Source organism: Sphingomonas sp. Leaf5 (assembly GCF_001421155.1).
Classification (GTDB): Bacteria; Pseudomonadota; Alphaproteobacteria; order Sphingomonadales; family Sphingomonadaceae; genus Sphingomonas.
In genome coordinates, this window is the sequence record NZ_LMJZ01000020.1 from 59,643 (window position 1) to 83,229 (window position 23,587).

The 23,587-nt window shown below is 66.0% G+C and carries 29 protein-coding genes; 18 read left to right on the forward strand and 11 right to left on the reverse strand.

Annotated elements, in window-relative coordinates; all coding sequences use genetic code 11:
• The first annotated feature begins 212 nt into the window (after window positions 1–212).
• Entirely contained in the window at window positions 213–2,267 is a 2,055-nt protein-coding gene (locus ASE50_RS12740) for an NAD(+) synthase (protein ID WP_056401006.1), read from the forward strand.
• On the opposite strand, the gene ASE50_RS12745 is transcribed toward ASE50_RS12740, so the two are convergent.
• Window positions 2,264–3,118 (reverse strand): oxygenase MpaB family protein, encoded by an 855-nt coding sequence (locus ASE50_RS12745; RefSeq protein ID WP_056401009.1) that lies wholly within the window; start codon window positions 3,116–3,118, stop codon window positions 2,264–2,266. The genes ASE50_RS12740 and ASE50_RS12745 overlap by 4 nt on opposite strands.
• A gap of 104 nt (window positions 3,119–3,222) precedes the next feature.
• On the opposite strand from ASE50_RS12745, the gene ASE50_RS12750 reads away from it, so the two are divergent.
• Window positions 3,223–4,860, forward strand: a complete 1,638-nt coding sequence (locus ASE50_RS12750; RefSeq protein WP_056401012.1) for a histidine kinase famiy protein — start codon at window positions 3,223–3,225, stop codon at window positions 4,858–4,860.
• A gap of 85 nt (window positions 4,861–4,945) precedes the next feature.
• Entirely contained in the window at window positions 4,946–7,120 is a 2,175-nt protein-coding gene (locus ASE50_RS12755) for a histidine kinase dimerization/phosphoacceptor domain -containing protein (protein WP_235512330.1), read from the forward strand.
• Between the two features lie 81 nt (window positions 7,121–7,201).
• Here the strand turns inward: ASE50_RS12755 and ASE50_RS12760 are convergent, their stop codons facing one another.
• From ASE50_RS12760 to trmD, 3 genes are all read right to left on the reverse strand, one after another.
• Window positions 7,202–7,600, reverse strand: coding sequence for a VOC family protein (locus tag ASE50_RS12760; RefSeq protein ID WP_056401019.1), 399 nt, complete (start codon window positions 7,598–7,600; stop codon window positions 7,202–7,204).
• 256 nt (window positions 7,601–7,856) lie between these two features.
• Window positions 7,857–8,246 carry a 50S ribosomal protein L19 gene (gene rplS / locus ASE50_RS12765; protein ID WP_055994811.1) on the reverse strand — a complete coding sequence of 130 codons (390 nt, stop codon included), beginning with the start codon at window positions 8,244–8,246 and terminating at the stop codon, window positions 7,857–7,859.
• Window positions 8,243–8,980: a tRNA (guanosine(37)-N1)-methyltransferase TrmD gene (gene trmD / locus ASE50_RS12770; RefSeq protein WP_056401021.1), complete on the reverse strand. Its 738-nt coding sequence runs from the start codon at window positions 8,978–8,980 to the stop codon at window positions 8,243–8,245. The genes rplS and trmD overlap by 4 nt, the downstream gene beginning before the upstream one ends.
• A gap of 61 nt (window positions 8,981–9,041) precedes the next feature.
• Here trmD and ASE50_RS12775 point away from each other — a divergent pair, with 61 nt between their 5' ends.
• From ASE50_RS12775 to ASE50_RS12785, 3 genes are read left to right on the forward strand one after another with little or no spacing between them, the layout of a single operon-like run.
• A complete protein-coding gene (locus ASE50_RS12775) occupies window positions 9,042–9,983 on the forward strand; it encodes an NAD(P)/FAD-dependent oxidoreductase (RefSeq protein ID WP_056401024.1) in 942 nt (313 codons plus the stop codon).
• Window positions 9,984–10,021: 38 nt separating this feature from the next.
• Entirely contained in the window at window positions 10,022–10,453 is a 432-nt protein-coding gene (locus tag ASE50_RS12780) for a hypothetical protein (protein ID WP_056401027.1), read from the forward strand.
• Window positions 10,454–10,504: 51 nt separating this feature from the next.
• On the forward strand, window positions 10,505–10,900 hold the full coding sequence (locus ASE50_RS12785; RefSeq protein ID WP_162236191.1) for a BLUF domain-containing protein: 396 nt from the start codon (window positions 10,505–10,507) through the stop codon (window positions 10,898–10,900).
• Window positions 10,901–10,904: 4 nt separating this feature from the next.
• On the opposite strand, the gene rimM is transcribed toward ASE50_RS12785, so the two are convergent.
• The 4 genes from rimM to ffh all read right to left on the reverse strand — a co-directional run bounded on the left by rimM (window position 10,905) and on the right by ffh (window position 13,540).
• The gene (gene rimM, locus ASE50_RS12790; RefSeq protein WP_056401030.1) at window positions 10,905–11,363 is read right to left on the reverse strand and encodes a ribosome maturation factor RimM; all 459 of its coding nucleotides are present in this window, start codon (window positions 11,361–11,363) and stop codon (window positions 10,905–10,907) included.
• A gap of 22 nt (window positions 11,364–11,385) precedes the next feature.
• Window positions 11,386–11,511, reverse strand: coding sequence for a hypothetical protein (locus ASE50_RS19635; RefSeq protein ID WP_268794935.1), 126 nt, complete (start codon window positions 11,509–11,511; stop codon window positions 11,386–11,388).
• Between the two features lie 89 nt (window positions 11,512–11,600).
• Window positions 11,601–11,984 carry a 30S ribosomal protein S16 gene (gene rpsP / locus ASE50_RS12795; protein WP_055994826.1) on the reverse strand — a complete coding sequence of 128 codons (384 nt, stop codon included), beginning with the start codon at window positions 11,982–11,984 and terminating at the stop codon, window positions 11,601–11,603.
• A gap of 47 nt (window positions 11,985–12,031) precedes the next feature.
• Window positions 12,032–13,540: a signal recognition particle protein gene (ffh, locus tag ASE50_RS12800; RefSeq protein WP_056401033.1), complete on the reverse strand. Its 1,509-nt coding sequence runs from the start codon at window positions 13,538–13,540 to the stop codon at window positions 12,032–12,034.
• A 239-nt stretch (window positions 13,541–13,779) separates the two neighbouring features.
• Between ffh and ASE50_RS12805 the strand changes: the two genes are divergently transcribed.
• Window positions 13,780–15,426 carry a putative bifunctional diguanylate cyclase/phosphodiesterase gene (locus tag ASE50_RS12805; RefSeq protein WP_056401418.1) on the forward strand — a complete coding sequence of 549 codons (1,647 nt, stop codon included), beginning with the start codon at window positions 13,780–13,782 and terminating at the stop codon, window positions 15,424–15,426.
• On the opposite strand, the gene ASE50_RS12810 is transcribed toward ASE50_RS12805, so the two are convergent.
• Window positions 15,401–15,925: a DUF924 family protein gene (locus tag ASE50_RS12810; RefSeq protein ID WP_321163378.1), complete on the reverse strand. Its 525-nt coding sequence runs from the start codon at window positions 15,923–15,925 to the stop codon at window positions 15,401–15,403. The two genes, ASE50_RS12805 and ASE50_RS12810, sit on opposite strands and share 26 nt — an antisense overlap.
• A 52-nt stretch (window positions 15,926–15,977) precedes the next feature.
• Here ASE50_RS12810 and mtaB point away from each other — a divergent pair, with 52 nt between their 5' ends.
• The 3 genes from mtaB to ASE50_RS12825 are packed head-to-tail and all read left to right on the forward strand — an operon-like array spanning window position 15,978 to window position 18,768.
• A complete protein-coding gene (gene mtaB, locus ASE50_RS12815; protein WP_056401039.1) occupies window positions 15,978–17,213 on the forward strand; it encodes a tRNA (N(6)-L-threonylcarbamoyladenosine(37)-C(2))-methylthiotransferase MtaB in 1,236 nt (411 codons plus the stop codon).
• A complete protein-coding gene (gene ftsY, locus ASE50_RS12820) occupies window positions 17,210–18,139 on the forward strand; it encodes a signal recognition particle-docking protein FtsY (protein WP_056401043.1) in 930 nt (309 codons plus the stop codon). Before mtaB ends, ftsY begins: the two co-directional genes overlap by 4 nt.
• On the forward strand, window positions 18,136–18,768 hold the full coding sequence (locus ASE50_RS12825; protein ID WP_082439007.1) for a septation protein A: 633 nt from the start codon (window positions 18,136–18,138) through the stop codon (window positions 18,766–18,768). The genes ftsY and ASE50_RS12825 overlap by 4 nt, the downstream gene beginning before the upstream one ends.
• 136 nt (window positions 18,769–18,904) lie before the next feature.
• Here the strand turns inward: ASE50_RS12825 and ASE50_RS12830 are convergent, their stop codons facing one another.
• On the reverse strand, window positions 18,905–19,516 hold the full coding sequence (locus tag ASE50_RS12830; RefSeq protein ID WP_056401046.1) for a superoxide dismutase: 612 nt from the start codon (window positions 19,514–19,516) through the stop codon (window positions 18,905–18,907).
• Between the two features lie 114 nt (window positions 19,517–19,630).
• A complete protein-coding gene (gene pspF / locus ASE50_RS12835; RefSeq protein ID WP_056401424.1) occupies window positions 19,631–20,659 on the reverse strand; it encodes a phage shock protein operon transcriptional activator in 1,029 nt (342 codons plus the stop codon).
• A 173-nt stretch (window positions 20,660–20,832) separates the two neighbouring features.
• On the opposite strand from pspF, the gene ASE50_RS18810 reads away from it, so the two are divergent.
• From ASE50_RS18810 to ASE50_RS12870, 8 genes are all read left to right on the forward strand, one after another.
• Window positions 20,833–20,973 carry a hypothetical protein gene (locus ASE50_RS18810; protein ID WP_156347458.1) on the forward strand — a complete coding sequence of 47 codons (141 nt, stop codon included), beginning with the start codon at window positions 20,833–20,835 and terminating at the stop codon, window positions 20,971–20,973.
• 67 nt (window positions 20,974–21,040) lie between these two features.
• Window positions 21,041–21,709, forward strand: a complete 669-nt coding sequence (gene pspA / locus ASE50_RS12840; protein WP_055994846.1) for a phage shock protein PspA — start codon at window positions 21,041–21,043, stop codon at window positions 21,707–21,709.
• Between the two features lie 2 nt (window positions 21,710–21,711).
• Window positions 21,712–21,990, forward strand: coding sequence for an envelope stress response membrane protein PspB (pspB, locus tag ASE50_RS12845; RefSeq protein WP_055994849.1), 279 nt, complete (start codon window positions 21,712–21,714; stop codon window positions 21,988–21,990).
• Window positions 21,990–22,370, forward strand: coding sequence for an envelope stress response membrane protein PspC (pspC, locus tag ASE50_RS12850; RefSeq protein WP_055994852.1), 381 nt, complete (start codon window positions 21,990–21,992; stop codon window positions 22,368–22,370). The genes pspB and pspC overlap by 1 nt, the downstream gene beginning before the upstream one ends.
• A gap of 36 nt (window positions 22,371–22,406) precedes the next feature.
• Window positions 22,407–22,712, forward strand: coding sequence for a hypothetical protein (locus ASE50_RS12855; RefSeq protein WP_056401049.1), 306 nt, complete (start codon window positions 22,407–22,409; stop codon window positions 22,710–22,712).
• 20 nt (window positions 22,713–22,732) lie between these two features.
• Window positions 22,733–23,041, forward strand: coding sequence for a hypothetical protein (locus tag ASE50_RS12860; protein WP_056401052.1), 309 nt, complete (start codon window positions 22,733–22,735; stop codon window positions 23,039–23,041).
• An 11-nt stretch (window positions 23,042–23,052) separates the two neighbouring features.
• Window positions 23,053–23,316 carry a hypothetical protein gene (locus ASE50_RS12865; protein ID WP_055792834.1) on the forward strand — a complete coding sequence of 88 codons (264 nt, stop codon included), beginning with the start codon at window positions 23,053–23,055 and terminating at the stop codon, window positions 23,314–23,316.
• Window positions 23,317–23,341: 25 nt separating this feature from the next.
• Window positions 23,342–23,572, forward strand: coding sequence for a hypothetical protein (locus ASE50_RS12870; RefSeq protein WP_055994863.1), 231 nt, complete (start codon window positions 23,342–23,344; stop codon window positions 23,570–23,572).
• Window positions 23,573–23,587 lie beyond the last annotated feature (15 nt).

Below are 23,587 nucleotides of genomic sequence, written 5' to 3' on the forward strand. Positions count from 1 at the left end.
ACGAGCGTCCCCCAACTGGACCCCTGCCTTCGCCGGGGTACTGCTCGATTCGGTTTAGCGCGCGACTTTCGAGAGGGTTCGCCTTCGCCGGGGTACGGAACCGGGAGCATCGTAGAAGCCTCCTCCCCCAAGACGGACATGGCGATCGGCCCCCGATCCTGAAGCGTCACGAACGGTTTCGCTTTCCAGCGCCCTCCCCTACGGTGCGGCCCATGACCGCGCACCGCTTCCATTCGATCCACACCCATGGCCTGCTCCGCGTCGGGGCCTGTACCCCGCTGGCGAGCGTGGGCGATCCCGCTGCCAATGGCCGTGCCGCGATCGCGCTGGCCCAAGAAGGGCATGCGGCGGGGGCCGACCTGCTGGTCTTTCCCGAACTCAATCTCACCTCCTATGCGATCGACGACCTGCATGTGCAGGACGCGCTGTGCGACGCGACCGAGGCGGCGCTGGCGGCGGTGGTCGCGGCGAGTGTCGACCTGCGCCCGGCGCTGCTGCTCGGCGCGGCGCTGCGACGCAACGGGCGGCTGTATAATTGCGCGGTGGCGGTGGCGCGCGGACGGGTGCTCGGTGTGGTGCCGAAAACCTATCTGCCCAACTACCGCGAATATTACGAGAAACGCTGGTTCGCACCCGGCGCCGGACTGACCGGACTGACCATGCGCGTCGCCGGACAAGAGGTACCGTTCGGCACCGACCTGATTTTCGCTGCCGACGACCTGCCCGATTTCATCTTCCATGCCGAGATTTGCGAGGATTTCTGGTCCCCCCTGCCCCCGTCGACGGCGGGCGCGCTGGCCGGGGCGCTGGTGCTGTGCAACCTGTCGGCGTCGAACATCGTCATCGGCAAGGCGCGCGACCGCGAGATGCTGTGCGCGTCGCAATCGGCGCGGACCATGTCGGCCTATGTCTATTCGGCGGCGGGCATGGGCGAAAGCACGACCGACCTGTCCTGGGACGGACAGGGCACGATCCATGAACTGGGCGAGGTGCTGGTCGCCTCCGACCGGTTCGATCGTTCGGCGGGCATCGTCTATGCCGATGTCGATCTGGAGCGGTTGCGGCTGGAGCGGATGCGGACCGGCACGTTCAACGACTGCGCCACCGCCAGCGGCCATCCCGAAACCCGGTTTAGCCGGATCGGGTTCGACCATGCGCCGGCCCATGAAGATATCGGGTTGCTGCGCCAAGTGCGTCGCTATCCGTTCGTGCCGAACACCCCCGAGCGGCTGGACGATGACTGTTACGAAGCGTTCAACATCCAGGTCGAAGGGTTGCGGCAGCGGCTGGTCGCGTCGGGGACGAAGCGGCTGGTGATCGGCGTATCGGGCGGGCTGGATTCGACCCATGCGCTGATCGTCGCGGCCAAGGCGTTCGACCGGCTGGAGCGGCCGCGCACCGATATTCTGGGCTTCACCATGCCGGGCTTTGCCACCGGCGAGACGACCAAGAGCAATGCGTGGAAGCTGATGCGCGCGCTGGGCATCACCGGCGGCGAGATCGACATCCGCCCGGCCGCGCGACAGATGCTGGGCGATATGGACCATCCCTTTGCCAAGGGCGAGCCGGTCTACGACGTGACGTTCGAGAATGTGCAGGCGGGCCTGCGCACCGATTATCTGTTCCGGTTGGCGAACCAGCGCGAGGGGCTGGTGCTGGGGACCGGCGACCTGTCCGAGCTGGCGCTCGGCTGGTGTACCTATGGCGTCGGCGATCATATGAGCCATTATGGGGTCAATGCCGGCGTTCCGAAGACGCTGATCCAGTACCTCATCCGCTGGGCGATCCGCACCGATCAGTTCGATGCCGATACCGACGCGGTGCTCGACGCGATTCTGAACACCGAGATTTCGCCCGAGCTGGTGCCGGCGGATTCGTCGGGCAGGATGCAGAGCACCGAAGACCGGGTCGGCCCCTATGCGCTGAACGATTTCTTCCTGCACCATGTCGTGCGCTTCGGGATGCGGCCGTCGAAGATCGCGTTCCTGTCCTGGCATGCGTGGCGCGATGCGGCGGCGGGGCGCTGGCCGATCGACTTTCCGGAGGATGCGAAGGGCAGCTACGACCTGCCGACGATCGCGGCGTGGCTGGAGAAGTTCCTGTGGCGGTTCTTCCAGACCAGCCAGTTCAAGCGGTCGGCGCTGCCCAACGGACCGAAGGTGTCGGGTGGCGGGGCGCTGTCGCCGCGCGGCGACTGGCGCGCGCCGTCGGATGGCGTCGCCGGGCCGTGGGTGGCCGAGCTAAAGGCAGGGTTGCCGCCGCTCTAACCCTGCGCCCGCGCCGTCTTCTCCGACGCCGATCCGCCGAGTGCCCAGCGCAGGACGCGCGCCATGCCGTGGGCGCCGGTGCGGACGCCAACGCCGTTGCCCTGCAATTCCAGCATCGCGCGCGCCCATGGCGGCAACAGGTCGATCGCCGCCGCGGTGTTGAGCGCGCCGAACCCCTTCAACAGCGGGTTGGGCAGCGGCTGGTGCAGCAGCGCATCGCGCACCGTGCGCGTCCGGTCGTCGCAGCGCAGTTCGCGCCGCACCGACAACAGCCATGCATCGACCGCCGCCCGGCTGTCGGGCACGTCGGTTGCGCCCAGCCGTTCGGCCACCACGACATTTTCGGCGAAATACCGGTCCTGATCGGCGCGCGACAGCGTCGGATCGCGGTAGCGAAGATAGGCGCGCAGGAACGAGTCGGTCTCGGCGACATGGACCCATGTCAGCAGGTGCGGATCGTTGGCGTCATAGGGCGTGCCGTCGGGCAGCACGCCGTTGACCCGGTTATGGATCTGCCGGACCCGGCCAATCAGCCGTTCGGCCTCGAGGGTGCTGCCATAGGTGGTGGCGGCGATGAACTGCGCGGTCCGTTTCAGCCGGCCGAGCATGTCGCGCTGGAAATTGCTGTGATCCCATACGCCTGCCAGCGCACCGGGATGCAGCATCTGTACCAGCAAGGCCGCGGTGCCGCCGATCATCATCGACGAGAAATCGCCATGGACGCGCCAGCTGACCGATCGCGGCCCGAAGAGCCCATCGTCACCCGGCGGCCGGGTCAGATCGATCGCGCCATCGCCCGCGCCCGTCAGCAATCGGACCTGGCGGGCAATGGCTTGGCGGACGGGGTTCATGGAAGGTGCAACGACCGGGGGTCGGATCGGGGTCCGTCCCGCCGTGGAACCAAAGCAACCGTTCGAGACCTTTACGCAACTCCTCGAACCGGTAGATTCCGTCCATGCATGCGCCGTCCAGCCCGGAAAAACCGCTCGATCCCGTGCATCGGCAACCGGCGATCGCCGAAGGGGACATGCGCGACCCGGCGAACGGCATTTTTTTCGCGGCGGTCAAGACCACCCGGATGCCGATGATCGTCACCGATCCGAAGCAGGACGACAACCCGATCATCTTCGCCAACCCCGCCTTCCTGCAAATGACCGGCTATACGGCGGACGAGGTGTTGGGCCGCAATTGCCGGTTCCTGCAGGGGCCCGACACCGATGCCGAGACGATCGCGGAAATCGGCGAGGCGATCCGCGAGCGCCGCGAGACCTCGGTCGAAATCCTAAATTACAAGAAGAACGGCAGCGCGTTCTGGAACGCGTTGTTCGTGTCGCCGGTGCTGGATGGCGATGGCGAGCTGCGATATTATTTTGCCTCGCAGCTCGACGTCACCCGCCGCCGCGATGCCGAGGAAGGGCTGCGGCAGGCGCAGAAGCTGGAGGCGGTCGGACAATTGACCGGCGGGATCGCGCATGACTTCAACAATCTGCTGACCGTCATTCAGGGGTTTACCGACGTCGTGCTGACCCAGGTCGAGCGCAGCAACGACAAGCCGATCGACCCCGCGCGAACCACCCGGTCGCTGCGTGCCGTGGTCGAGGCGGCGGAACGGGGTGCCGAACTGACCCGGCAACTCCTCGCCTTCTCGCGCAAGCAGAAGCTGTCGTGGCGCGTCACCAATATCGACGACCTGATCGCGAACCTGTTGCCGATGCTCAACCGCACGATCCGGTCAACGCCGATCGACATCGAGGTGAAGCGTTGCGGGAGCGACTGCAATGCCCGGATCGATCCCGTGCAGGCCGAAACCGCGATCCTCAACATCCTGATGAATGCCCGCGACGCCATGCCCGATGGTGGCACCGTAACGATCGCCGCCCAACACACCTGTATCGACGGCACCGACCCACGTTTTGCCGATGCGCGGCCCGGCCGATATATCGGCCTGTCGATCGCCGATACCGGCCCCGGCATGACCCCGGAGGTGCTGGCGCGGGCGACCGAGCCGTTCTTCACGACCCGGGATCAGGGCAAGGGCACCGGCCTTGGCCTGTCGATGGTCTATGGGTTCATGAAACAGTCGAACGGTGCGCTGCGGATCGAGTCCGTCGCGGGCAAGGGCACGACCGTCCACCTGCTGTTCCCGGCGGCCACCGATGCCGCCGAGCCGATCCGTCGTGGCCGGACGCAGGACGAACGCGACTCCCGCGGGGACGAAACGGTGCTGGTGGTCGAGGACCAGCGCGATATCGGCGATCTGGCCGAATCGATCCTGAACGATTTCGGCTATCGCGTCGTGCGCGCCGGCAACGGTCCCGAAGCGATCGACATTCTGGAACGCGGAACGGCGATCGACCTGTTGTTCACCGACCTGATCATGCCGGGCGGTATGAACGGGGTGATGCTGGCGCGCGAGGCGAAACGGCAGCGCCCCGACCTAAAGGTCCTGCTGACGACCGGCTATGCGGAAGCATCGATCGAGCGGGTCGATGCGCGTGGCACCGAGTTCGATCTGATCGGCAAACCGTATAAGCGCGCCGATCTGGCCGCCCGCATCCGGCAGGTGCTGGACAGCGCGACGGGGGCCGGTTGAACAAAACGCCAAGCCCTTTTACTGCAAGCGTTTCCCGCCGCGATGTTCGCCGCCGGGTCGCATCATGACCACGAAAGGCCACCCGTTGGCGACGACTGCCGATTTCGATGCGCCCAGGCGGCCCGATGCCCATTCGGTGTCCGATCTGGGACCGGACGTGACCGCGTGCGATCGCGAGCCGATCCATATTCCCGGCGCGATCCAGCCGCATGGCGTGCTGTTGATCGTCGATGCCGTCGAGGACCGGATCGTGGGCGGCGCGGGTGACGCAGCCGGATTGTTGGGCGATGCGTGGCTGGGCGGGCCGATCGGAACGCTGGTGGGGGCCGATGCCCTCGCCGTTCTGCAGTCGACCATCGTCGGGCCGGTATCGCTCGGGACGATCAACGACCGCGCGCTGTCGGTCGTCGCCAGTCGGGCTGGGACGTACTGGCTGATCGAGATCGAGCCGACCGCGCCCGGACGACCGGGGACCGACGATGCGTTGACCTGGATCGAGCATGGCGGCGAGGAATTCGCCCGCGCCGTCGATCTCGACGATCTGGGTGCGCGCGCCGCCGCGCTCTTTTCGCGCCTGACCGGGTTCGACCGGGTCATGATCTATCGCTTCCTCGACGATGATTCGGGCAAGGTCGTTGCCGAACGCCACGCCCCGGATATGGACGGGTTCCTGAACCACCACTTCCCCGCCTCCGACATTCCGCGGCAGGCGCGCGCGTTGTATGTCCGCAACCGGGTGCGGGTAATCCCCGAAGTCGGCTATACCCCCGCGCCGATCGCCGGGATCGACCCGGCGTTGCGTTCGATCGACCTGAGCGATGTCGGCCTGCGCGCGGTATCGCCGATCCATATCCAGTATCTGCACAATATGAGCGTCGCGGCGTCGGCATCGGTATCGATCGTCAAAGACGGCATGTTGTGGGGACTGGTCGCCTGCCACCATCGCAGCCCGCGCACCCTGTCGTCGCTACAGCGCAAGACGTGCGAACTGGTCGCGGCATCGTTCGCGCAGCAGGTGACCGCCAAGGAAGAAGCCGCCGAATATCGCGAACGGTTGCGGCTGCGCGCGGCCGAGGATGCGCTGGCGCAGCGGCTGGCACAGGACGGCGATCCCGATCAGCTCGCGGCGCTGATCGGTCCCGACCTGCAACGGATGCTGGGTGCCGACGGCTTCGCCCTGCAACGCGGTGCGGTATTGCATACGACCGGCCATGTCCCGGCGCGAGAGGATATCGACGACCTGTCGCGCTGGATCCGGCGGCAGGGCACGATCCTGACGCACAGCGCGGCGCTGGAACTGCGCCTGCCCGCCGCCCATGCGTATCGCAATCTGGCCAGCGGCATCCTCGCGATCACGCTGTCGGCCGACGAGCCGGTCGTGCTGATGTGGTTCCGTGCCGAGACGTTGCAGACGATCCAATGGGCCGGCAACCCGCACAAGGCGGTGAACGACACTCCCGACCAGCCGCTCAACCCCCGTGCGTCCTTTGCGGCGTGGAGCGAGGATATTCGCGGGCGCGCGCGGCCATGGACCCCGGCCGAGGTCGAGGCCGGGCACCGGTTGTCGCGGCTGTTGTTCGACATGCGCCAGCGGCGGCGGATCGGCGAGTTGAACCGCGAATTGTCGCGCGCGGTCACCGACAAGGATGCACTGCTGGCGCAACAGGACACGCTGATCAAGGAAGTGAACCACCGGGTGCAGAACAGCCTGCAACTGGTGGTCGCATTCCTCGCGATGCAGGCGACCGCGGAAAATGACGAGACGCTGACCCGCCACCTGGGCGAGGCCCAGCGGCGACTGTCGGCGGTCGCGCTGGTCCATCGCCGGCTCTATTCCGACGACGCCGTCACGGTCATCGACCTCGGCCGCTATATCGAGGATCTGCTGGCCGAGATGCAGTCGTCGATGGGGGACGAGTGGACCGGGCGACTGACCATGGACCTGTCGCCGATGCTGATTTCGGCCGACGCGGCGGTGCAGGTCGGGCTGGTGCTGGTCGAACTGGTCATCAATGCCCAGAAATATGCCTATGAAGGCAAGCCGGGGCCGATTTCGGTCTCGCTGGAGCGGTTCCGCAACCGCTTCCGCCTGACCGTCGCCGATCGTGGGCAGGGGCGGGTCGGCAACCGCACCGGATTCGGCACGCGGATGCTGACCGCGATGGTCAAGCGGCTCGACGGAGTGATCGAGGAAAACGACAACGCGCCGGGGTTGCGGTTTACCGTGTCGGCCCCGATCGCCGGGCCGGACGAGGTTTGAGGGCGGATTGCGGCAGAGGCAACCGGCTTCAGCTTATCGAAACGGAGCCGACCTTTCCCGACTGGGATGGTAAAACGGGAATCATCCTTTGCAGGCAACAGGCTCGATCAGGTCCCAGCGGTTGCCGTAGAGGTCTTCGAAGACGGCCACGATGCCATAAGGTTCTGATCGAGGTTCCTCAACGAAGCGGATACCCCGCTGCGTATAGGTAAGGTGGCCACGGGCAAAGTCATCCGTTTCAAGAAATAGGAACACGCGACCGCCACTCTGGTCGCCGATCGCATCACGTTGCCGGTCGTTGACGGCCCGCGCCAGTAACAATGCGCTCGTCGCACCATGCGGCGCGACCACGACCCATCGCTTGCCATCACCCAAGGCAGTATCTTCACGCACCTCAAAGCCGAGTTTCCCGACAAAAAAGGAGAGTGCGGTGTCATATTCGTCGACGAGGAGCGCGGTCATGTTCAAGTGCTGTGGCATTCGGTGAGGATGCCCTGATCCGGACGGACAGCCAACGCCCGTTTCCCATCTGGGAACCAGCAACGGGAATCCACCGGAATTTTCGGGCTTACGGAACATCGCGTCGATCGCGTTCCCAAAATCCGTTCCCGTTTCATTTTCCCGAAACGGCATGTCCCAAGCGGCAAACTGTGAATGTCAGACCGCACCGCCCACAAAAAGGGCGCGGCAGCCATTGGCCACCGCGCCCTTTCCGTAGCGCAATGCGCGCAGCCAATTACTCGGCCGCAGTCGCCTTGACCGGACGCGGATCGCGGCGTTCGGCGATACGCGCCGACTTGCCGGTACGACCGCGCAGATAATAGAGCTTCGCGCGCCGCACGACGCCGCGACGGACGACGTCGATCGAATCGATGTTCGGCGAATAGAGCGGGAAAACGCGCTCCACGCCTTCGCCGAAGCTCATCTTGCGGACGGTGAACGACGAACCCATGCCGGCGTTCGACCGGGCGATGCACACGCCTTCGTAATTCTGCACGCGGGTCCGCTCGCCTTCGACGACCTTCACACCGACCTTGAGGGTGTCACCGGCACGGAAATCGGGGATCGACTTCGATTCGAGGAACTTGGCGATCTGTTCCGCTTCGAGCGTCTGGAGGAGGTTCATGTCTTGTGACCTTCGTCTTGCTTGTGCGCGCCAGAGGGCGACTGAACCCGAGCGTCGACGTGACGCTCCCACAGGTCCGGCCGCCATAGCCGTGTATCGGATTCCGACCGTGACTTGCGCCACGCGGCGATCCGCGCATGATCCCCCGATCGCAACACTTCGGGGATCACGCGCCCTTCCCATTCATAGGGCCGGGTATATTGAGGATATTCGAGAAGGCCGCTTTCGAAGCTCTCCTCGATACCACTCGAAGCCGCGCCCATTACGCCGGGAAGCAGCCGAACGCAAGCGTCGAGCAGCACCAGCGCCCCCATTTCGCCGCCCGACAACACATAGTCACCGATCGCGACGGGCTCGATCGCGCGCGCCTCGAACAGGCGTTCGTCGAAGCCCTCGAACCGGCCGCACAGCACGATCGCGCCCGGCCCCGCCGCCAGCGCGCGCACCCGCCGCTGGGTCAGGGGGCGGCCGCGTGGCGTCATGGCGAGGATCGGGCGGCCGTCGGTCACGCTGTCCAGCGCGGCGGCCAGCACATCGGCGCGCAGCACCATCCCCGCCCCGCCCCCCGCCGGCGTATCGTCCACCGAGCGATGCCGGTCGGTCGCGAAGTCGCGAATCTGCACCGCGTCCAGCGACCAGCGTTCCTCGCGCAATGCCCGCCCGGCCAGCGACAAGCCGAGCGGCCCCGGAAACATTTCGGGATAGAGGGTCAGCACGGTCGCGGCAAAGGTCATGGGCACAGCCTGTGCCCGCAAGTCGCGGGGAACGAAACCCCATCCGCTTCATTTGCGCCCCATGCCGGCGACTGCCCCTACCCCCGATCCCGAGATCGTCGATTGCGTGATCGTCGGCGCCGGCCCTGCCGGACTGACCGCCGCCATCTATCTCGCCCGCTTCCATCTGCGGATCCGGATGTTCGATTGCGGGTCGAGCCGGGCGGCGATGATCCCCCGGACCCACAACCATGCCGGCTTTCCCGGCGGGATCGCTGGCAAGGACTTGCTGGCCCGGATGCACGAACAGGCACGGACCTTTGGCGCGACCTGCACGCCCGCCGCCGTGACCGCCATCGAGCGCGACGGCGACGATTTCCGCGTCACCACCGCCGATGGCGTGGTCGCGGCGCGCAGCGTGCTGCTGGCGACCGGGGTGGTCAATCATCGCCCACGGGGGCTGGACGACGACGTGCATGACGCCGCGCTCGCGCGGGGCCTGTTGCGCTATTGCCCGATCTGCGACGGCTATGAGGTGACCGACCGGCGGATCGGCGTGATCGGCACCAGCGGCCATGGCATGCGCGAGGCGCTGTTCCTTCGCGGCTACAGCGCCGACGTGACGCTGATCGCGCCGGACAGCGATCATCATCTCGACGATGCCTGTCGCGCTGCGCTGGACGATGCGGGGGTCCGCCGGGTCGACGGGCCGTGCGGGCGCTACCGCATCGACGGCGACCGGTTCGTGGTCGAGACGGCCGAGGGGGAGATGGCGTTCGACAGCGTCTATCCGGCGCTCGGTTCGCGCATCCGTTCCGAACTGGCGGTCGCCGCCGGTGCCAAGGCGACGGAGGATGGCTGCCTAGAGGTCGACGATCATCAGCGGACGTCCATTCCCGGCCTGTTCGCCGCCGGTGACGTGGTGAAGGGCCTCGACCAGATCAGCCATGCCATGGGCGAGGCGGGGGTTGCGGCGACGACGATCCGCAATCTCCTGAGCGAACGGCAGCCGCTTCGCCGGTGAGCCTTGGGCCGGGCGGGGCGTCATGCTACCGCCGCGTCATGTCCGTCGGTCTGTTCCTGCTCTTCGCCCTGCCCGCCGGTGTCGCGGGGCAATCGGTCGACCGCATCCTGGCCGCCGCCGCCGAACGCGAAGCCCGCCGGAACTGCACCGCGGCGCGCGACAACGAGGTCGTCGTCTGCGGCGATCCGGACCGCAATGCCCGATATCGCCTGCCCCTGCCCCGCGCCAAATCGCCCGCTGAGGAAGGCGCGGTGGCGGGCGACCCGGCACGGGCGTCGACGCAGGACCCGTTCCTGTCCGGATGCGGAATCTTTCGCGGTCAGCGTCGCTGCGGCAAGGCGGAGGCCGAAGCCTATGGCTATGGCGGCGGGCGCGATCCGGTGACGCTGGTCGGGCGGCTGGTCACGAAGCTTATCGATCCCGATGCCGAGGTCGGCCCGCCACCGACCATTCCCGATCCGAGGCGGTAAGCCACCGCTCCGGGACTTGATTGCCCCCCGTAACGATCATATTTGGCGGGGGTGACTCTCTCTCCGTTTCGCCAGATCTTCTACACCAGCCGGTGCGTGCCGGGCGTGGATGTCGATCAGATCGTCCAGCATTCTCGGCACAACAACGCGGTCGACGGCATCACTGGTCTGTTGTGGTACAAGGACGGCATCTTCCTGCAAGTCATCGAAGGGCCGGAGAGCAGCGTCGCGTCGACCTATGCCCGGATCGCCAAGGATTCCCGGCACGATTCGCTGACGATCCTGTCCGATCGCCCGGTCGAGGCACGCGAATTCGGTTATTGGAGCATGGAGCGTGCCGAACGGGGCAACGCCGATAGCGATGCGTTGCTGGCGCGGCTGGAGCGACGGCTGAACAACGCGCCCGACACGGTGCGGCAGGCGTTTACGGCCGCAGCCTTTCGCTGAACGGTCAGTCGGCGGCGAACAGCGCGTCGACGACCATCCGGTCACCATTCCATTCGGGTACCGCGTGCGGCTGCATCGGCACCATGAAGCGCTTGCCATCGGGCCGTTCGATTTCGATCACGTCCCCGGCACCGAAATCGTCGATCGCGACGACCTGTCCCAAGGCTTCGCCCTCGCTCGACACTACCGGCAATCCCAGCAGGTCGGCATGATAATATTCGCCCTCGCCCAGCGGAGGCAGCTGGTCGCGGCCGATCCATAACTCGGTACCGCGCATCGCCTCGGCCTTGGTCCGGTCGGGGATTTCACGGAATTTGCCGATCACGCCGTTGGTGGCGGGACGCACCGACACGAGGGTCAGTGCGCCGCCGTTCAGCGCCGGATAGGCCGACAGATCGTCGGTGAACAGCTTCAGCCGCACCTCGCCATTCAGCCCGTGCGCGCCGGCGATCGCCGCCAGCACGACACGGTTACGGTCCGCCGGCTCAGGCGTCGGGCGAGCCTTCGCAGCCGGCGGGGGCGTCGTCGCGGCCTTCGGCAGGTTCTTCCGCCGATTGGCCGAGGTTGATGGCGTCTTCGTCATGGTGCGGCTGCTGTTCGGGATCGATCATCGGTCATGCTCCTGGTCGGGTCGACCCGGAACGGATGACGCCGATCAAAGGGTGCCGGCACGTCCCGTAAGACGCACCGGCACGATAGGTCACGCTTCGGCGGTTTCGGCCGGTGCGGCGGCGGCTTCTTCAGCGGCCTTCGCCTTTTCGGCACGTTCCTCGGCGCGCTCGACGGCCTTCTCGCCCGGCTTGCCCTTGCTCGGGTTGTTGCGGGCAGCGCGTTCCTTCACGCCGGCCTTGTCGAGGAAACGGGCGACGCGGTCGGTCGGCTGCGCGCCGACGCTCAGCCAATGGGTCGCACGCTCGGCGTCGAGCACGACGCGCTTCTCGTCTTCCTTGCCCAGCAGCGGGTTGTAGGTGCCGATCTTCTCGATGAAGCGGCCGTCGCGCGGGCTGCGCGCATCGGCGACGACGATGCGGTAATACGGACGCTTCTTCGAGCCACCACGCGACAGACGGATGCTGATTGCCATTATTCTTCTTCCTTCGTTGGTTCGTGTAAGCCGGTTCCGACCGGCGATTACTTCTTCTTGATAAGGTTTTCGAAGCCGGGGGGCAGTTGCGGCATGCCGCCGCCCTTCCCGCCCATGCCGCCGCCAAGCCCCGGCAGGCCCGGCATTTCGCCACCCGCCTTGCTCATCAGGTCGCCAAGGCCGGGGCCGCCCAGCGCATTGCCGAGGCCGCCCATGCCGCCCTTGCCCAGCATCGACATCATGCCCTTGATTCCGCCCATCTTCTTGAGCTTCTTCATGGCTGACTGCATTTCCTGATGCATCTTCAGCAGCTTGTTGATGTCCTGCACCGTGGTGCCCGACCCCTTGGCGATGCGGATCTTGCGCTTGGCATTGATCAGTTCGGGCCTGGCGCGTTCCTTGACGGTCATCGACGTGATCATCGCGTCCATGCGCAGCAGGATCTTTTCATCGACCGCGCCGGACGCCATCGCCGCCTGCGCCTTCTTCATGCCCGGGATCATGCCGGCCAGCGCGCCCAGCCCCCCCATGCGCCGCATCTGCGCCAACTGTCCGCGCAGATCGTTCATGTCGAACTGACCCTTGGCAAGGCGACCGGCCATGCGCTCGGCGTCTTCGGCCTCGATCGACTGCGCGGCCTTTTCGACCAGCGAGACGACGTCGCCCATGCCGAGGATGCGGCCGGCGACGCGCTTGGGGTGGAACGGCTCGATCGCGTCGAGCTTTTCGCCCGTACCCGCAAATTTGATCGGCTTGCCGGTGACGGCACGCATCGACAGTGCGGCGCCACCGCGCGCATCGCCGTCCATCCGCGTCAGGATGACGCCGGTCAGCGGCACCTGTTCGGAAAAGTTCTGCGCGACGTTGACCGCATCCTGACCAGTCAGCGAGTCGACGACGAGCAGGATTTCGTTCGGCCGGGCGATGTCCGCCACGGCCTTCATCTCGTCCATCAGCGCCTGATCGACGTGCAGGCGGCCCGCCGTATCGAGCATGACGACGTCATAGCCCTGCAGCTTTGCCGATTGCAGCGCGCGCCGCGCGATATCGACCGGCTGCTGCCCCTGCACGATCGGCAGCGTCGCGACCTCGACCTGCGTGCCGAGGACCGCCAGCTGTTCCTGCGCCGCCGGACGATTGACGTCGAGCGACGCCATCATCACTTTCTTGCCCTCGCGCTTGGCGAGCAGCTTGGCGAGCTTGGCCGTCGTGGTGGTCTTGCCCGACCCCTGCAGGCCGACCAGCATCACGACCGCCGGCGGGGTGACCGCGACGTCGAGTTCGGCGGTGTCCGACCCCAGCATGTCGATCAGCGCGTCGTGCACGATCTTGACGACCTGCTGCCCCGGCGTGATCGACCGCAGGACATTCTGCCCGACGGCGGCCTCGGTCGCCTTCTCGACGAAATCGCGGGCGACCGGCAGCGCCACGTCCGCTTCGAGCAGGGCGACGCGGACTTCGCGCATCGCGGTGCGAACGTCGGCTTCGGTCAGCGCGCCGCGACCGCGCAAACGATCGAACACCCCTCCCAGCCGGTCACTCAGACTCTCGAACACGCTACCACTCCAGCCTTGCCACCTGAAAAACGCTCAAGCAAAACACGCCGGCGGACGAAACCTCGTCGGCCGGCGTCGCCCGTGGGCGGCAATGCTGAACGTCTCCTTGGCGGAAACGATCTGCGCCCGTACCCCGAAACTCGGTTGGGCGCAAGTCGTGGCGATCGGCGGCGCTTCGGGGGCGGACATTCGGTCGGCTTTAACCGCTTCTATACCGATCATCCTGATAAGCGATGCTGATGGAATGGGATCGTCAAAAAGGAACCGAGGGCATTGGCCCCGCCCTGGCGGAACCGCGGGAACGCGGCGAACGCTGGACGCTGGCGATCTGCGCCTCCGCCATCCTGCTGTTCGTGGGCCTTAGCTTCGCGGTCATATCGGGGCTGCTCGACCATCGGTTCTACGGCGGTGAGCCGGTCGCGCAGCCGCTGGTGACGGCATTGCTGATCAACGCCGCGCTGGTCATCTTCGGCTGGCGACGCCACCGCGCCGTCCGGGTCGAGATGCACGGCCGTTCCGCCGCCGAGGAGCGCGCGCGGATGCTGGCGTCGCGCGACCCGCTGACCGGCTTCCTCAACCGCCGCAGCCTTAGCGAAGCCGGTGCCGCGCTGCTGCGGTCGGCGACGAAGCGCGATCAGGCCGTGGCGCTGCTGATCGTCGATCTCGACCATTTCAAGATGGTCAACGACATGCACGGCCATGCCGCGGGCGACAGCGTGCTGCGCAACGTCGCGCTGGAAATCGCCGGCGCGATGCCGCCCGCGGCACTGACCGCCCGATTCGGGGGCGACGCCTTTGCCTGCGCCTTCGTGTTCGACGCACGCGATCCCTCGGTCGTCGAACGCATCGCCAACCGCGTCACCACCGCGCTGTCGCAACCGATCTTCGTCGACGACCTGCGCATCCATCTGAGCTGTTCGATCGGCATCGCCCGGTCGGACTTCGATGGCGGCGGCATCGACACGCTGCTGCGCTCTGCCGATATCGCGATGTATTCGGCGAAGAAATCGGGTCGCGGCGACTTCACCTGGTTCGACCGGGCGATGGAACATGCGTTGATCGACCGCAACGACATTGAAAGTGGCCTTCGCCTCGCCATCCCCGCCGGACAGGTCGTCCCGTATTTCGAACCACAGGTCGATCTGGCGACCGGCCGGTTGTGCGGGTTCGAGGTGCTGGCACGCTGGACGCATCCGACGCAGGGGCCGATTCCGCCCGATCGCTTCATTCCGGTGGCGGAGGAAGCCGGGCTGATCGGTGATCTGTCGCTGTCGATCATGCGACAGGCATTCGCCGCCGCGCGCGACTGGGATCCGGGCATCACCCTGTCGGTCAACATCTCGCCATGGCAGCTGCGCGACGCATGGCTGGCGCAGAAGATCATCAAGACGACCGTCGAATGCGGTTTCGCGCCCAACCGGCTGGAGATCGAGATCACCGAAAGCGCGTTGTTCGACAATCTGCCGCTGGCGCAGTCGATCGTCGGATCGCTCAAGAATCAGGGCGTGCGCCTGTCGCTCGACGATTTCGGTACCGGCTATTCGAGCCTAGCGCATCTGCGGGCACTGCCGTTCGACCGGATCAAGATCGACAAGAGCTTCGTCCTGTCGCTGCTCGACAATGCCGATTCGGCGGCGATCGTCCACGCGATCATCGGCCTTGGCGAAAGCCTGAACCTGCCGATCACCGCCGAGGGCGTCGAAACCGACGCGATCGCGGAGCGACTGGCCGCGCTGGGGTGCGCGAAGGCGCAGGGCTGGGCATATAGCCGGCCGCTGACCGTGGCCGACACGCGGCGGATGCTAGCCGCGCGCGGGCTGCTGCATAGCGGCGGATCGGCCGACGCCGACACGACCGACGTCACCAACCGGCGTCGGGCCGGGTGAGATAAGCGCGCTCCGCCTCGGTCGATTCCCGGCCGAGCGCGGCGTTGCGCGACGGATACCGACCATATTGCGCGAGGACCGCCGCATGATCGCGCGCGAATTGCAGGTTCAGCGGATTGCCGAGCGATTCGAAACAGCGCAGCGAGAATCGCGCCACCCCGGCGTCCTCGCAGTGCATCAGCGGCATGTAGAGAAACGAGCGTTCGAGCGGCGGAAATTCCCTATCGTCGCCGCGCGCAATCCCGATCAGTGCCAGTTCGAGCGCCAGCGGGTCGGCGGCGAACGCATCGGCGGTACCGCGATGGAGGTTGCGCGAAAACTGGTCGAGCAGGATTACCGCCGCCAATAGAGGATGCGCGTCCGCCCGCCACTCGGCGGCCTCGCTCGCCAGCACCGAGTCGCGCAAGCCGCCGAACCGGTCGGCGATCGTCGCGTCCAGCGCCGCATCCTTGGCGAAATGCCGGTCCGGCCCGACCTCGTCGAACCAGAAGTCGAGCACGCGCCGCGCGTTCGCGTGGACTTCGCGTGTCCCTGTCCCTAGATCACCGCCCATGCCATCCTCCGCTGGTCCCAACATCATCACGCTCGGCTGCCGGCTGAACATCGCCGAAAGCGATGCGATCCGCGGGTTGCTGGTCGACCGCGACGTGACCGTGGTCAATAGCTGTGCGGTCACCAACGACGCGGTAGCCGCCACCCGCCGCGCGATCCGCCGCGCCCGCCGCGACCGGCCGACGGGGGCATTGATCGTCACCGGCTGCGCGGCGCAGATCGATCCGGCAAGTTTCGCGGCGATGCCCGAAGTCGACCGGGTCATCGGCAATTCGGACAAGCTGAACCCGGCAGCGTGGGGCTCCACCGATCCGGTCGTGGTCCGCGACATCGCCCGTGTCCTCGACACCGCGCCGCAACTGGCCGGCGGGTTCGAAGGGCAGACCCGCGCCTTTGTCGAGGTGCAGAACGGGTGCGACCACCGCTGCACCTTCTGCGCGATCCCAGCCGGTCGTGGCCCCTCGCGATCGGCGACGATCGATGACGTAGTGGCGCAGGTCGCCGGCCTCGTTTTGGCTGGTCATGCCGAAATCGTGCTGACCGGTGTCGACGTGTCGAGCTATGGCGACGACCTGTCCGATACCCCGAAACTGGGCGATCTGGTCGAGGCGATCCTTGCCCGCAGCGGCTTGCGACGGCTGCGGCTATCCTCACTCGATCCGGCAGTGTTCGATCCCAAGCTGTTCGAATTGTTGACGCAAGAGCCACGCGTCATGCCGCACGCCCATCTATCGTTTCAAGCCGGCGACGACATGATCCTCAAGCGGATGCGCCGCCGCCACAGCCGCGCCGATGCGGTCGCGCTGGTCGATCGATTGAAGACGGCGCGCGGAGAAATCGCGATCGGTGCCGATCTCATCGCCGGCTTCCCGACCGAGGACGATGCGATGGCGGCGAACACGCTCTCGCTGATCGACGATTGCGATATCGTCCACGCCCATGTCTTTCCCTACAGCCCGCGCGCGCGTACCCCGGCGGCTCGAATGCCGCAGGTGCCGCCGCCGATCGGCAAGGCGCGCGCGCAGGCGTTACGCGCCGCCGCCGAACGCCGCCACCGCGACTGGCTGCAACGGCAGGTCGGTACCACCGCCGACATCCTCGTCGAACGCCCCGGCACGCGCGGGCACAGCCCCGGTTTCGCCGATGTTTCGCTTCCCCCCTGCCCGCCCGGTGCGATCGTGACCGCGCGGCTGATCCATATCGAAGGCAATCAGTTGATCGGAATGCCCCTATGAGCCTTTCGTGGCACGAACGCCTGCTCGGCGGCCTCAAGAAGACCTCCGACCGGTTGACCGGCAATCTAGTCGGCCTGTCCGCCGCGCGGCTCGACGACGCGCAACTCGACGATATCGAGGAAGCGCTGATCGCCTCCGACCTCGGCCCCGCCACTGCCGCGCGAGTCCGCCAGCGCCTCGCCGAAGGGCAATATGAGCGCAACATGGAGGAACTCGGCATCCGGCTGGTCGTCGCCGAGGAGATCGAAAAGGTCTTAACACCGGTTGCCAAGCCACTGGAAATCGAAGCCTTTCCACGACCGCAGGTCATTCTGGTCATCGGCGTCAACGGATCGGGCAAGACCACCACCATCGCCAAGCTCGCCAAGACACTGGTCGAGCAGGATTACGGCGTGATGCTGGCGGCGGGCGACACGTTTCGCGCTGCCGCCATCGGTCAGCTCAGGACCTGGGCCGAGCGGATCGGTGTGCCGATCGTCAGCGGGGCCGAGGGCGGCGACGCGGCAGGCATCGTTTATGAAGCGGTCAAGCAGGCGACGGCGACCGGCATCGACGTGCTGATCGTCGACACCGCCGGCCGTCTGCAAAACAAGCGCGAACTGATGGACGAACTTGCCAAGGTCCGCCGCGTCCTCGGCCGCCTGAACCCGGCAGCCCCGCACGACGTCGTCCTCGTGCTCGACGCGACGACGGGTCAGAATGCGCTGAACCAGATCGACGTGTTCAAGGAGATGGCGGGCGTCACCGGTCTCGTCATGACCAAGCTGGACGGCACCGCGCGCGGCGGCGTGCTGGTCGCGGCGGCGGAACGGTTCGGGCTGCCGATCCATGCAATCGGAGTCGGCGAGACCGCCGACGACCTGCGCGGGTTCGACGCCAACGAAGTTTCCCGGATCATCGCCGGTGTCGAACGGGTGCGCAAATGACCGTCAATCGCAAGCCCACCTCGCCGCTGTTCCGCATGGCGCTCGATTACGGGCCGCTGGTGGTGTTCTTCGTCGCCAATCTGCTGGCGGGCAAGATCGGCCTTCCCGACATGATCGATTCGCTGGCGCAGGTCATCATCGCCAGCGCCGCGTTCATGATCGCCAGCGTGATCGCGATCATCGTGTCGAAATGGAAGACCGGCCATATCTCGCCGATGCTGTGGCTGTCAGCGGGGCTGGTCGTCGTGTTCGGCGCGCTGACGCTGTATTTCCGCGACGATACCTTCATCAAGATGAAGCCGACGATCGTCTATGCGATGTTCTCGGCGATCCTGACGTTTGGCCTCGTCACCGGGCGGCCGTTGCTGCAACAATTGCTGGAAACCGCCTATCCGGGGCTGAGTGCGCTTGGCTGGCGCAAGCTGACGATCAACTGGGCGGCGTTCTTCGCGTTCATGGCGGTGCTGAACGAGGTCGTCTGGCGGCATTCGACCTGGGATTTCTGGGTCGGGTTCAAGCTGTGGGGCGCGGTCCCGCTGACGCTGCTGTTCGCGCTGGCGAATATTCCGATGCTGTTGCGCAACGGCCTGCAAATGGAAAAGGACGCACCGCTGCCCCCGGCGGACTGAATCTCCCTCTCCCCTTCAGGGGAGAGGGCCGGGGAGAGGGGGAGTCGCGGGCGTCGTGCGCATGAAAAAGGGGGCTGCCCTCGCGGACAGCCCCCTCTCCCAACCCTCTCCCCTGAAGGGGAGAGGGCTTTGCGGCTTACTTCACCGCTGCGTCGTAACGCTGGCCGACCTTGTCCCAGTCGACCACGTCCCACCACGCCTTCAGATACGCCGGACGCGCATTGCGGTACGTGATGTAATAGGCGTGTTCCCACACATCGTTGCCGAGGATCGGCGTGCCCTTGACCGGGGCAACGTCCATCAGCGGGTTGTCCTGGTTCGGGGTCGAGGTGATGGCCAGCTTGCCGTCCTGACCGACGATCAGCCACGCCCAGCCCGACCCGAACTGGTTCGCGCCCGCCGTGTTGAACTGCTCCTTGAGCGCATCCAGCCCGCCAAACTGGTCGTCGATCGCATCCTTCAGCGCGCCCGACGGCTGCGAACCGCCGCCCTTCATCGTTTCCCAGAAAAAGGTGTGATTCCAGAAGCCGCCGCCATTGTTGCGCAACTTGGCCGAACCGCTGCCGATATTGGCCAGCAGCTCTTCGATCGACTTGCCTTCGAGGCTCGCATCTTCCGACACGGCTTCGTTCAGCTTGTCGGTATAGGCCTGATGATGCTTGTCGTGGTGCAGCGTCATCGTTTCCTTGTCGATGGTCGGCTCCAGCGCATCATAGGCATAGGGCAGCGGCGGAAGTTCGAACGCCATGGCAATCCTCCTTGGGTAACAAAGAACTCGTGCGACCGAACGCCGTACGCGCCGCTTGGCTCCGATCGTTACGCCGGCGAACCCATAGGCGGGCCGGGCGGTGGCGAAAAGGGGTCAGCCGCCCTGCCCGAGCATGCCGTGCCGCTTCAGCGCGTGGCGCAACTGGTCATAGGTCAGCCCGATCGCATCGGCGCAGTTGCGCTGGTTATAGCGCGCCTCCGCCATCGCCCGCGTCAACAGCTGCCGTTCGAACCGGTTGACCCGCGTCTTGAAATCCTCGCCGCAATCGTCCGGAGCAGCCGGTTCGGCCACCGGCGCACCCGCTACCGGAGCGGCAGCACCGGCAGCTGCGGTGGCACCGCCTCGCGGGCGGAAGGGTGAGGCGAACGGATCGACCTCGATCAGATCGATCGCCCCCGGCCGTTCCCAGCGATAGACCGAGCGTTCGACCGCATTGCGCAGCTCGCGGACATTGCCCGGCCAGCGATGCTCCATCAGCTGGTCGACGGCGTTGGGGCCGAACCCGACCCATTCGTCGCGCCCGATCTCCGCCGCCATGCGACGCCCGAAGAAATCGGCGAGCACCATGATGTCCCCCGGCCGTGCGCGCAGCGGCGGCAGTGTCACCACTTCGAAGCTCAACCGGTCGAGCAGATCGGCGCGGAACGTCCCGCACTCGACCCGGTCGGGCAGATGTTCGTTGGTCGCCGCGACGATGCGGACGTCGACCCGGATCGGCCGCGACGATCCGATGCGGGTTACCTCGCCATATTCGACCGCGCGCAACAGCCGTTCCTGCGCCCCCATCGACAGCGTGCCCAGTTCGTCGAGGAACAACGTGCCGCCATCGGCTTCCTCGAACCGCCCCGTCCGTGCCTTGGTCGCGCCGGTGAACGCGCCCGCCTCGTGCCCGAACAATTCGGCCTCGATCAGCGTTTCGGGCAGCGCGGCACAGTTCATCACCACCAGCGGTTGATCCCAGCGCGCCGACAGGCGGTGGAGCCGTTCGGCCACCAACTCCTTGCCGGTCCCCCGTTCGCCGATCACCAGCACCGGGCGATCGAGCGCCGCGGCCCGGCTGGCCCGTTCGAGGGCATCTAAAAACGGACCGGACTGGCCGACGACCTGGGTTGCGCGCTCCATGCCGATCATGTGGCGTATTTTCCCAATAATTCGCAAGAGGCCAAATGCCAGAGGACATCCAATCCCCGGAAAGTGACGTAAATCCGTCATTTTCGAAATTGGCACGGCTCCTGCAGAGTAGTCAGCAAGCCCGACACAGGGCGCAGAACACAAGGCTTCAGGGAGTTTTCCTCATGCGCAACCAATCGAACCTCTCGCTCTCGCAATCGGTCGCCAGCATGGCCGCCGCGCTGCTGGTGAGCCTGTTCGTCCTTGGCGCGACGACCACGACCGGTCCGACCGCCGCCACCCATGCCACCGCGCCAATCGCGTAAGGTGGCAGGCCGGGGCGGTTCTGCCCCGTTCCGTCCCGGCCACCCGAGAATTCTTCAGGAGTAACCGATGGGTATTTTCTCCCGCACCCGCGACATCATCGCTGCCAACGTCACCGACCTGCTCGACAAGGCCGAGGATCCGGCGAAGATGATCCGCATGATCATCCTTGAAATGGAGGAAACGCTGGTCGAGGTCCGCGCCTCTGCCGCGCGCACCATCGCCGACCAGAAGGAAATGCGCCGCCATATCGGCAAGCTGGACAAGCTGCAGGAAAACTGGACCGAAAAGGCCGAACTGGCGCTGAGCAAGGACCGCGAGGATCTGGCCAAGGCAGCACTGGTCGAACGACAGAAGGCGGTCGACATGGCCGAACAGCTCAACAGTGAGATCGTCGTGCTCGACGACGCGCTGCGCGCTTCGGAAGTCGATATCGCCAAGCTCCAGAGCAAGCTGCGCGAGGCGCGGACCCGGCAGAGCGCCATCCAGACGCGGATGGAAACCGCCAACAACCGCACCAAGCTGCGCGAGATGTATGCCGGCAGCAAGACCGCCGACGCCTTTAGCCGCTTCGACGTGCTGGAACGCCGTGCCGATCTGGCCGAAGGTCGCGCCGACGCCGCCGGCATGGGCCAGCCGGGCAAGAGCCTTGAGGAAGAGATCGCCGAACTGCGGTCGTCCGACAAGATCGATGCCGAACTGGCCGCGCTGAAGGCGCGGCTCAACCGGGAGGGCTGAGCGTGGAGGATTTCTTCGGCATCGCCGTGCCGCTCGGCGTCCTCTTCATCGGACTGCCGTGGCTGATCCTCCACTATATCACCAAGTGGAAACAGTCGCCGTCGCTGACCAACGAGGACGAGCGACTGCTCGACGACATGCACCTCACCGCCCGCCGGCTCGAGGAGCGGCTCCAGACGATCGAGCGGATCATCGCCGCCGATCATCCGGACTTCCGCCCCGCCGACCGCGACCTGCCCACCCGCGATTATCGCGACAACGACTTTAACCGGAGGCTCTGATGTCCAGCGCACGCACCAAATTCTATGTCGACAAGGCGAATGGCAAGGTGTCGGGCGTGTGCGCCGGCATCGCCGACTACACCGGTGTCGAGGTCATGTGGATCCGCATCGGCACGGTGTTGCTGACGCTGGCCGGTGGCTTCCCCTGGACAGTGATCGCCTATTTCATGATCGCCTGGATGGCGCAGAAAAAGCCGGTCGGCCTGTACGAAAGCCGCGAGGACGAGAAATTCTGGCAGGGCGTACGGTCGAACCCGACCCGCACCGCGTCGGAAATGCGATCGACGTTCCGCGACATCGACCGTCGCCTCGCCGATATCGAAATGTACTATACCAGCCGCAACACCCGTCTGGCGGACGAGATCGACAGCCTGCGCTGAACCGATCCCCGCCGGGGCCGATGAGGGAGAGAGACGATGAATTGGGGTGGACCGGGGTTCGTGCTGGCGATCATCGCGATCGTCATGGTCGCGAGCATCGTCAAGACCGCGATCCGTGCGAAGCACGGTTATCCGCTGGACGACGAAGGATGCGAAGGCAAACGCAAGGGCAGGCGCCGCCATGAACAGATCGACGCGATCCGGCAGGCGCAGCTGATGGCGCAGCAGAACGAACAGTTGCAGGGCAAGGTCCTGCGCCTCGAAGAGCGCATCGCCGTTCTCGAACGCATCGCCACCGATCCCGCCACCCGCACCGCCCGCGAAATCGACGCGCTGCGCTGAACCGATCAGGAGTACCGATCATGCCTCCCACAACCCTCATCGTGATCGCCGCAGTCGTCGGCCTCTCCGCCATCGGCGGCTGGATCTTCACCACGTGGCTCCGCGTCAAGAACGGCTACCCCCTCGACGGCGCATGGGGACAGGCGATCTATCCGAAGCGCGACGACGAAACAGTCGAACGGGTGAAGCTGCTGAGCCAGGAAAACGCCCGGCTCAAGGCCGAACTGGGTTCGATCAAGGACCGGCTCGCCAATGTCGAGCGGATCGTGACCGACAGTTCGCATGGGCTCGACCGCGAGATCGAGTTGTTGCGCGGCCGGACGAACTGAAAGGAACGACCATGAGCCCGCTCTGGATTCCCATTCTCGGCGTGTCGATCCCGGTCATCGCGATCCTCGCCAACCACGTCTTCAAACCCTGGATGGCGCTGAAGGAACGCGAACTCGAAATCCGCGGCACGGAAACCGCCGAGAAGGCAGCGCAATATGCCGCCCAGACCGAACGGCTGGAACAGCGCGTCCGCGTCCTCGAACGGATCATCACCGATCGCGGCGTCGACCTGTCCGACGAGATCGAGCGCCTCCGCGACAAACCGCTCAACTGACAAACCCGACGAGAAGGGCAGTCCGATGAACCTTACTTTTACCCTCGCACTCGCCGCCACCACCCTTGCCGCCGTCGCGATCGTATCGGTCACGATGCTGTCGGGCTGGCGCGGCTGGCTGGCGCTGCAACAGCAACGGCTTGGCGACAAACCGATGACCCAGCCCGCCCCCAATGTCGGCACCCGGATCGAAATCGCCGACCTCAAGGAACGCATCCGCAAGCTCGAAGCGATCGCCGCCGGGGTGGAACTCTGACGTCGAATGCCTATA

What these genes read in the sequence shown, in the direction of transcription:
- ASE50_RS12775 (WP_056401024.1), top strand. Translation starts at nt 9,042, where the DNA reads ATGCCGGCGACTGCCCCTACCCCCGATCCCGAGATCGTCGATTGCGTG.
- pspF (WP_056401424.1), bottom strand. Translation starts at nt 20,659, where the DNA reads ATGGAGCGCGCAACCCAGGTCGTCGGCCAGTCCGGTCCGTTTTTAGAT.
- ASE50_RS19635 (WP_268794935.1), bottom strand. Translation starts at nt 11,511, where the DNA reads ATGATCGATCCCGAACAGCAGCCGCACCATGACGAAGACGCCATCAAC.
- ASE50_RS12860 (WP_056401052.1), top strand. Translation starts at nt 22,733, where the DNA reads ATGCCTCCCACAACCCTCATCGTGATCGCCGCAGTCGTCGGCCTCTCC.
- ASE50_RS12825 (WP_082439007.1), top strand. Translation starts at nt 18,136, where the DNA reads ATGACCGTCAATCGCAAGCCCACCTCGCCGCTGTTCCGCATGGCGCTC.
- ASE50_RS12855 (WP_056401049.1), top strand. Translation starts at nt 22,407, where the DNA reads ATGAATTGGGGTGGACCGGGGTTCGTGCTGGCGATCATCGCGATCGTC.
- ASE50_RS12870 (WP_055994863.1), top strand. Translation starts at nt 23,342, where the DNA reads ATGAACCTTACTTTTACCCTCGCACTCGCCGCCACCACCCTTGCCGCC.
- ASE50_RS12805 (WP_056401418.1), top strand. Translation starts at nt 13,780, where the DNA reads ATGGAATGGGATCGTCAAAAAGGAACCGAGGGCATTGGCCCCGCCCTG.
- ASE50_RS18810 (WP_156347458.1), top strand. Translation starts at nt 20,833, where the DNA reads ATGCGCAACCAATCGAACCTCTCGCTCTCGCAATCGGTCGCCAGCATG.
- ASE50_RS12830 (WP_056401046.1), bottom strand. Translation starts at nt 19,516, where the DNA reads ATGGCGTTCGAACTTCCGCCGCTGCCCTATGCCTATGATGCGCTGGAG.
- rpsP (WP_055994826.1), bottom strand. Translation starts at nt 11,984, where the DNA reads ATGGCAATCAGCATCCGTCTGTCGCGTGGTGGCTCGAAGAAGCGTCCG.
- ASE50_RS12745 (WP_056401009.1), bottom strand. Translation starts at nt 3,118, where the DNA reads ATGAACCCCGTCCGCCAAGCCATTGCCCGCCAGGTCCGATTGCTGACG.
- trmD (WP_056401021.1), bottom strand. Translation starts at nt 8,980, where the DNA reads ATGACCTTTGCCGCGACCGTGCTGACCCTCTATCCCGAAATGTTTCCG.
- mtaB (WP_056401039.1), top strand. Translation starts at nt 15,978, where the DNA reads ATGCCATCCTCCGCTGGTCCCAACATCATCACGCTCGGCTGCCGGCTG.
- pspA (WP_055994846.1), top strand. Translation starts at nt 21,041, where the DNA reads ATGGGTATTTTCTCCCGCACCCGCGACATCATCGCTGCCAACGTCACC.
- ASE50_RS12780 (WP_056401027.1), top strand. Translation starts at nt 10,022, where the DNA reads ATGTCCGTCGGTCTGTTCCTGCTCTTCGCCCTGCCCGCCGGTGTCGCG.
- ASE50_RS12865 (WP_055792834.1), top strand. Translation starts at nt 23,053, where the DNA reads ATGAGCCCGCTCTGGATTCCCATTCTCGGCGTGTCGATCCCGGTCATC.
- ASE50_RS12750 (WP_056401012.1), top strand. Translation starts at nt 3,223, where the DNA reads ATGCATGCGCCGTCCAGCCCGGAAAAACCGCTCGATCCCGTGCATCGG.
- ftsY (WP_056401043.1), top strand. Translation starts at nt 17,210, where the DNA reads ATGAGCCTTTCGTGGCACGAACGCCTGCTCGGCGGCCTCAAGAAGACC.
- ASE50_RS12740 (WP_056401006.1), top strand. Translation starts at nt 213, where the DNA reads ATGACCGCGCACCGCTTCCATTCGATCCACACCCATGGCCTGCTCCGC.
- pspC (WP_055994852.1), top strand. Translation starts at nt 21,990, where the DNA reads ATGTCCAGCGCACGCACCAAATTCTATGTCGACAAGGCGAATGGCAAG.
- ASE50_RS12760 (WP_056401019.1), bottom strand. Translation starts at nt 7,600, where the DNA reads ATGCCACAGCACTTGAACATGACCGCGCTCCTCGTCGACGAATATGAC.
- rplS (WP_055994811.1), bottom strand. Translation starts at nt 8,246, where the DNA reads ATGAACCTCCTCCAGACGCTCGAAGCGGAACAGATCGCCAAGTTCCTC.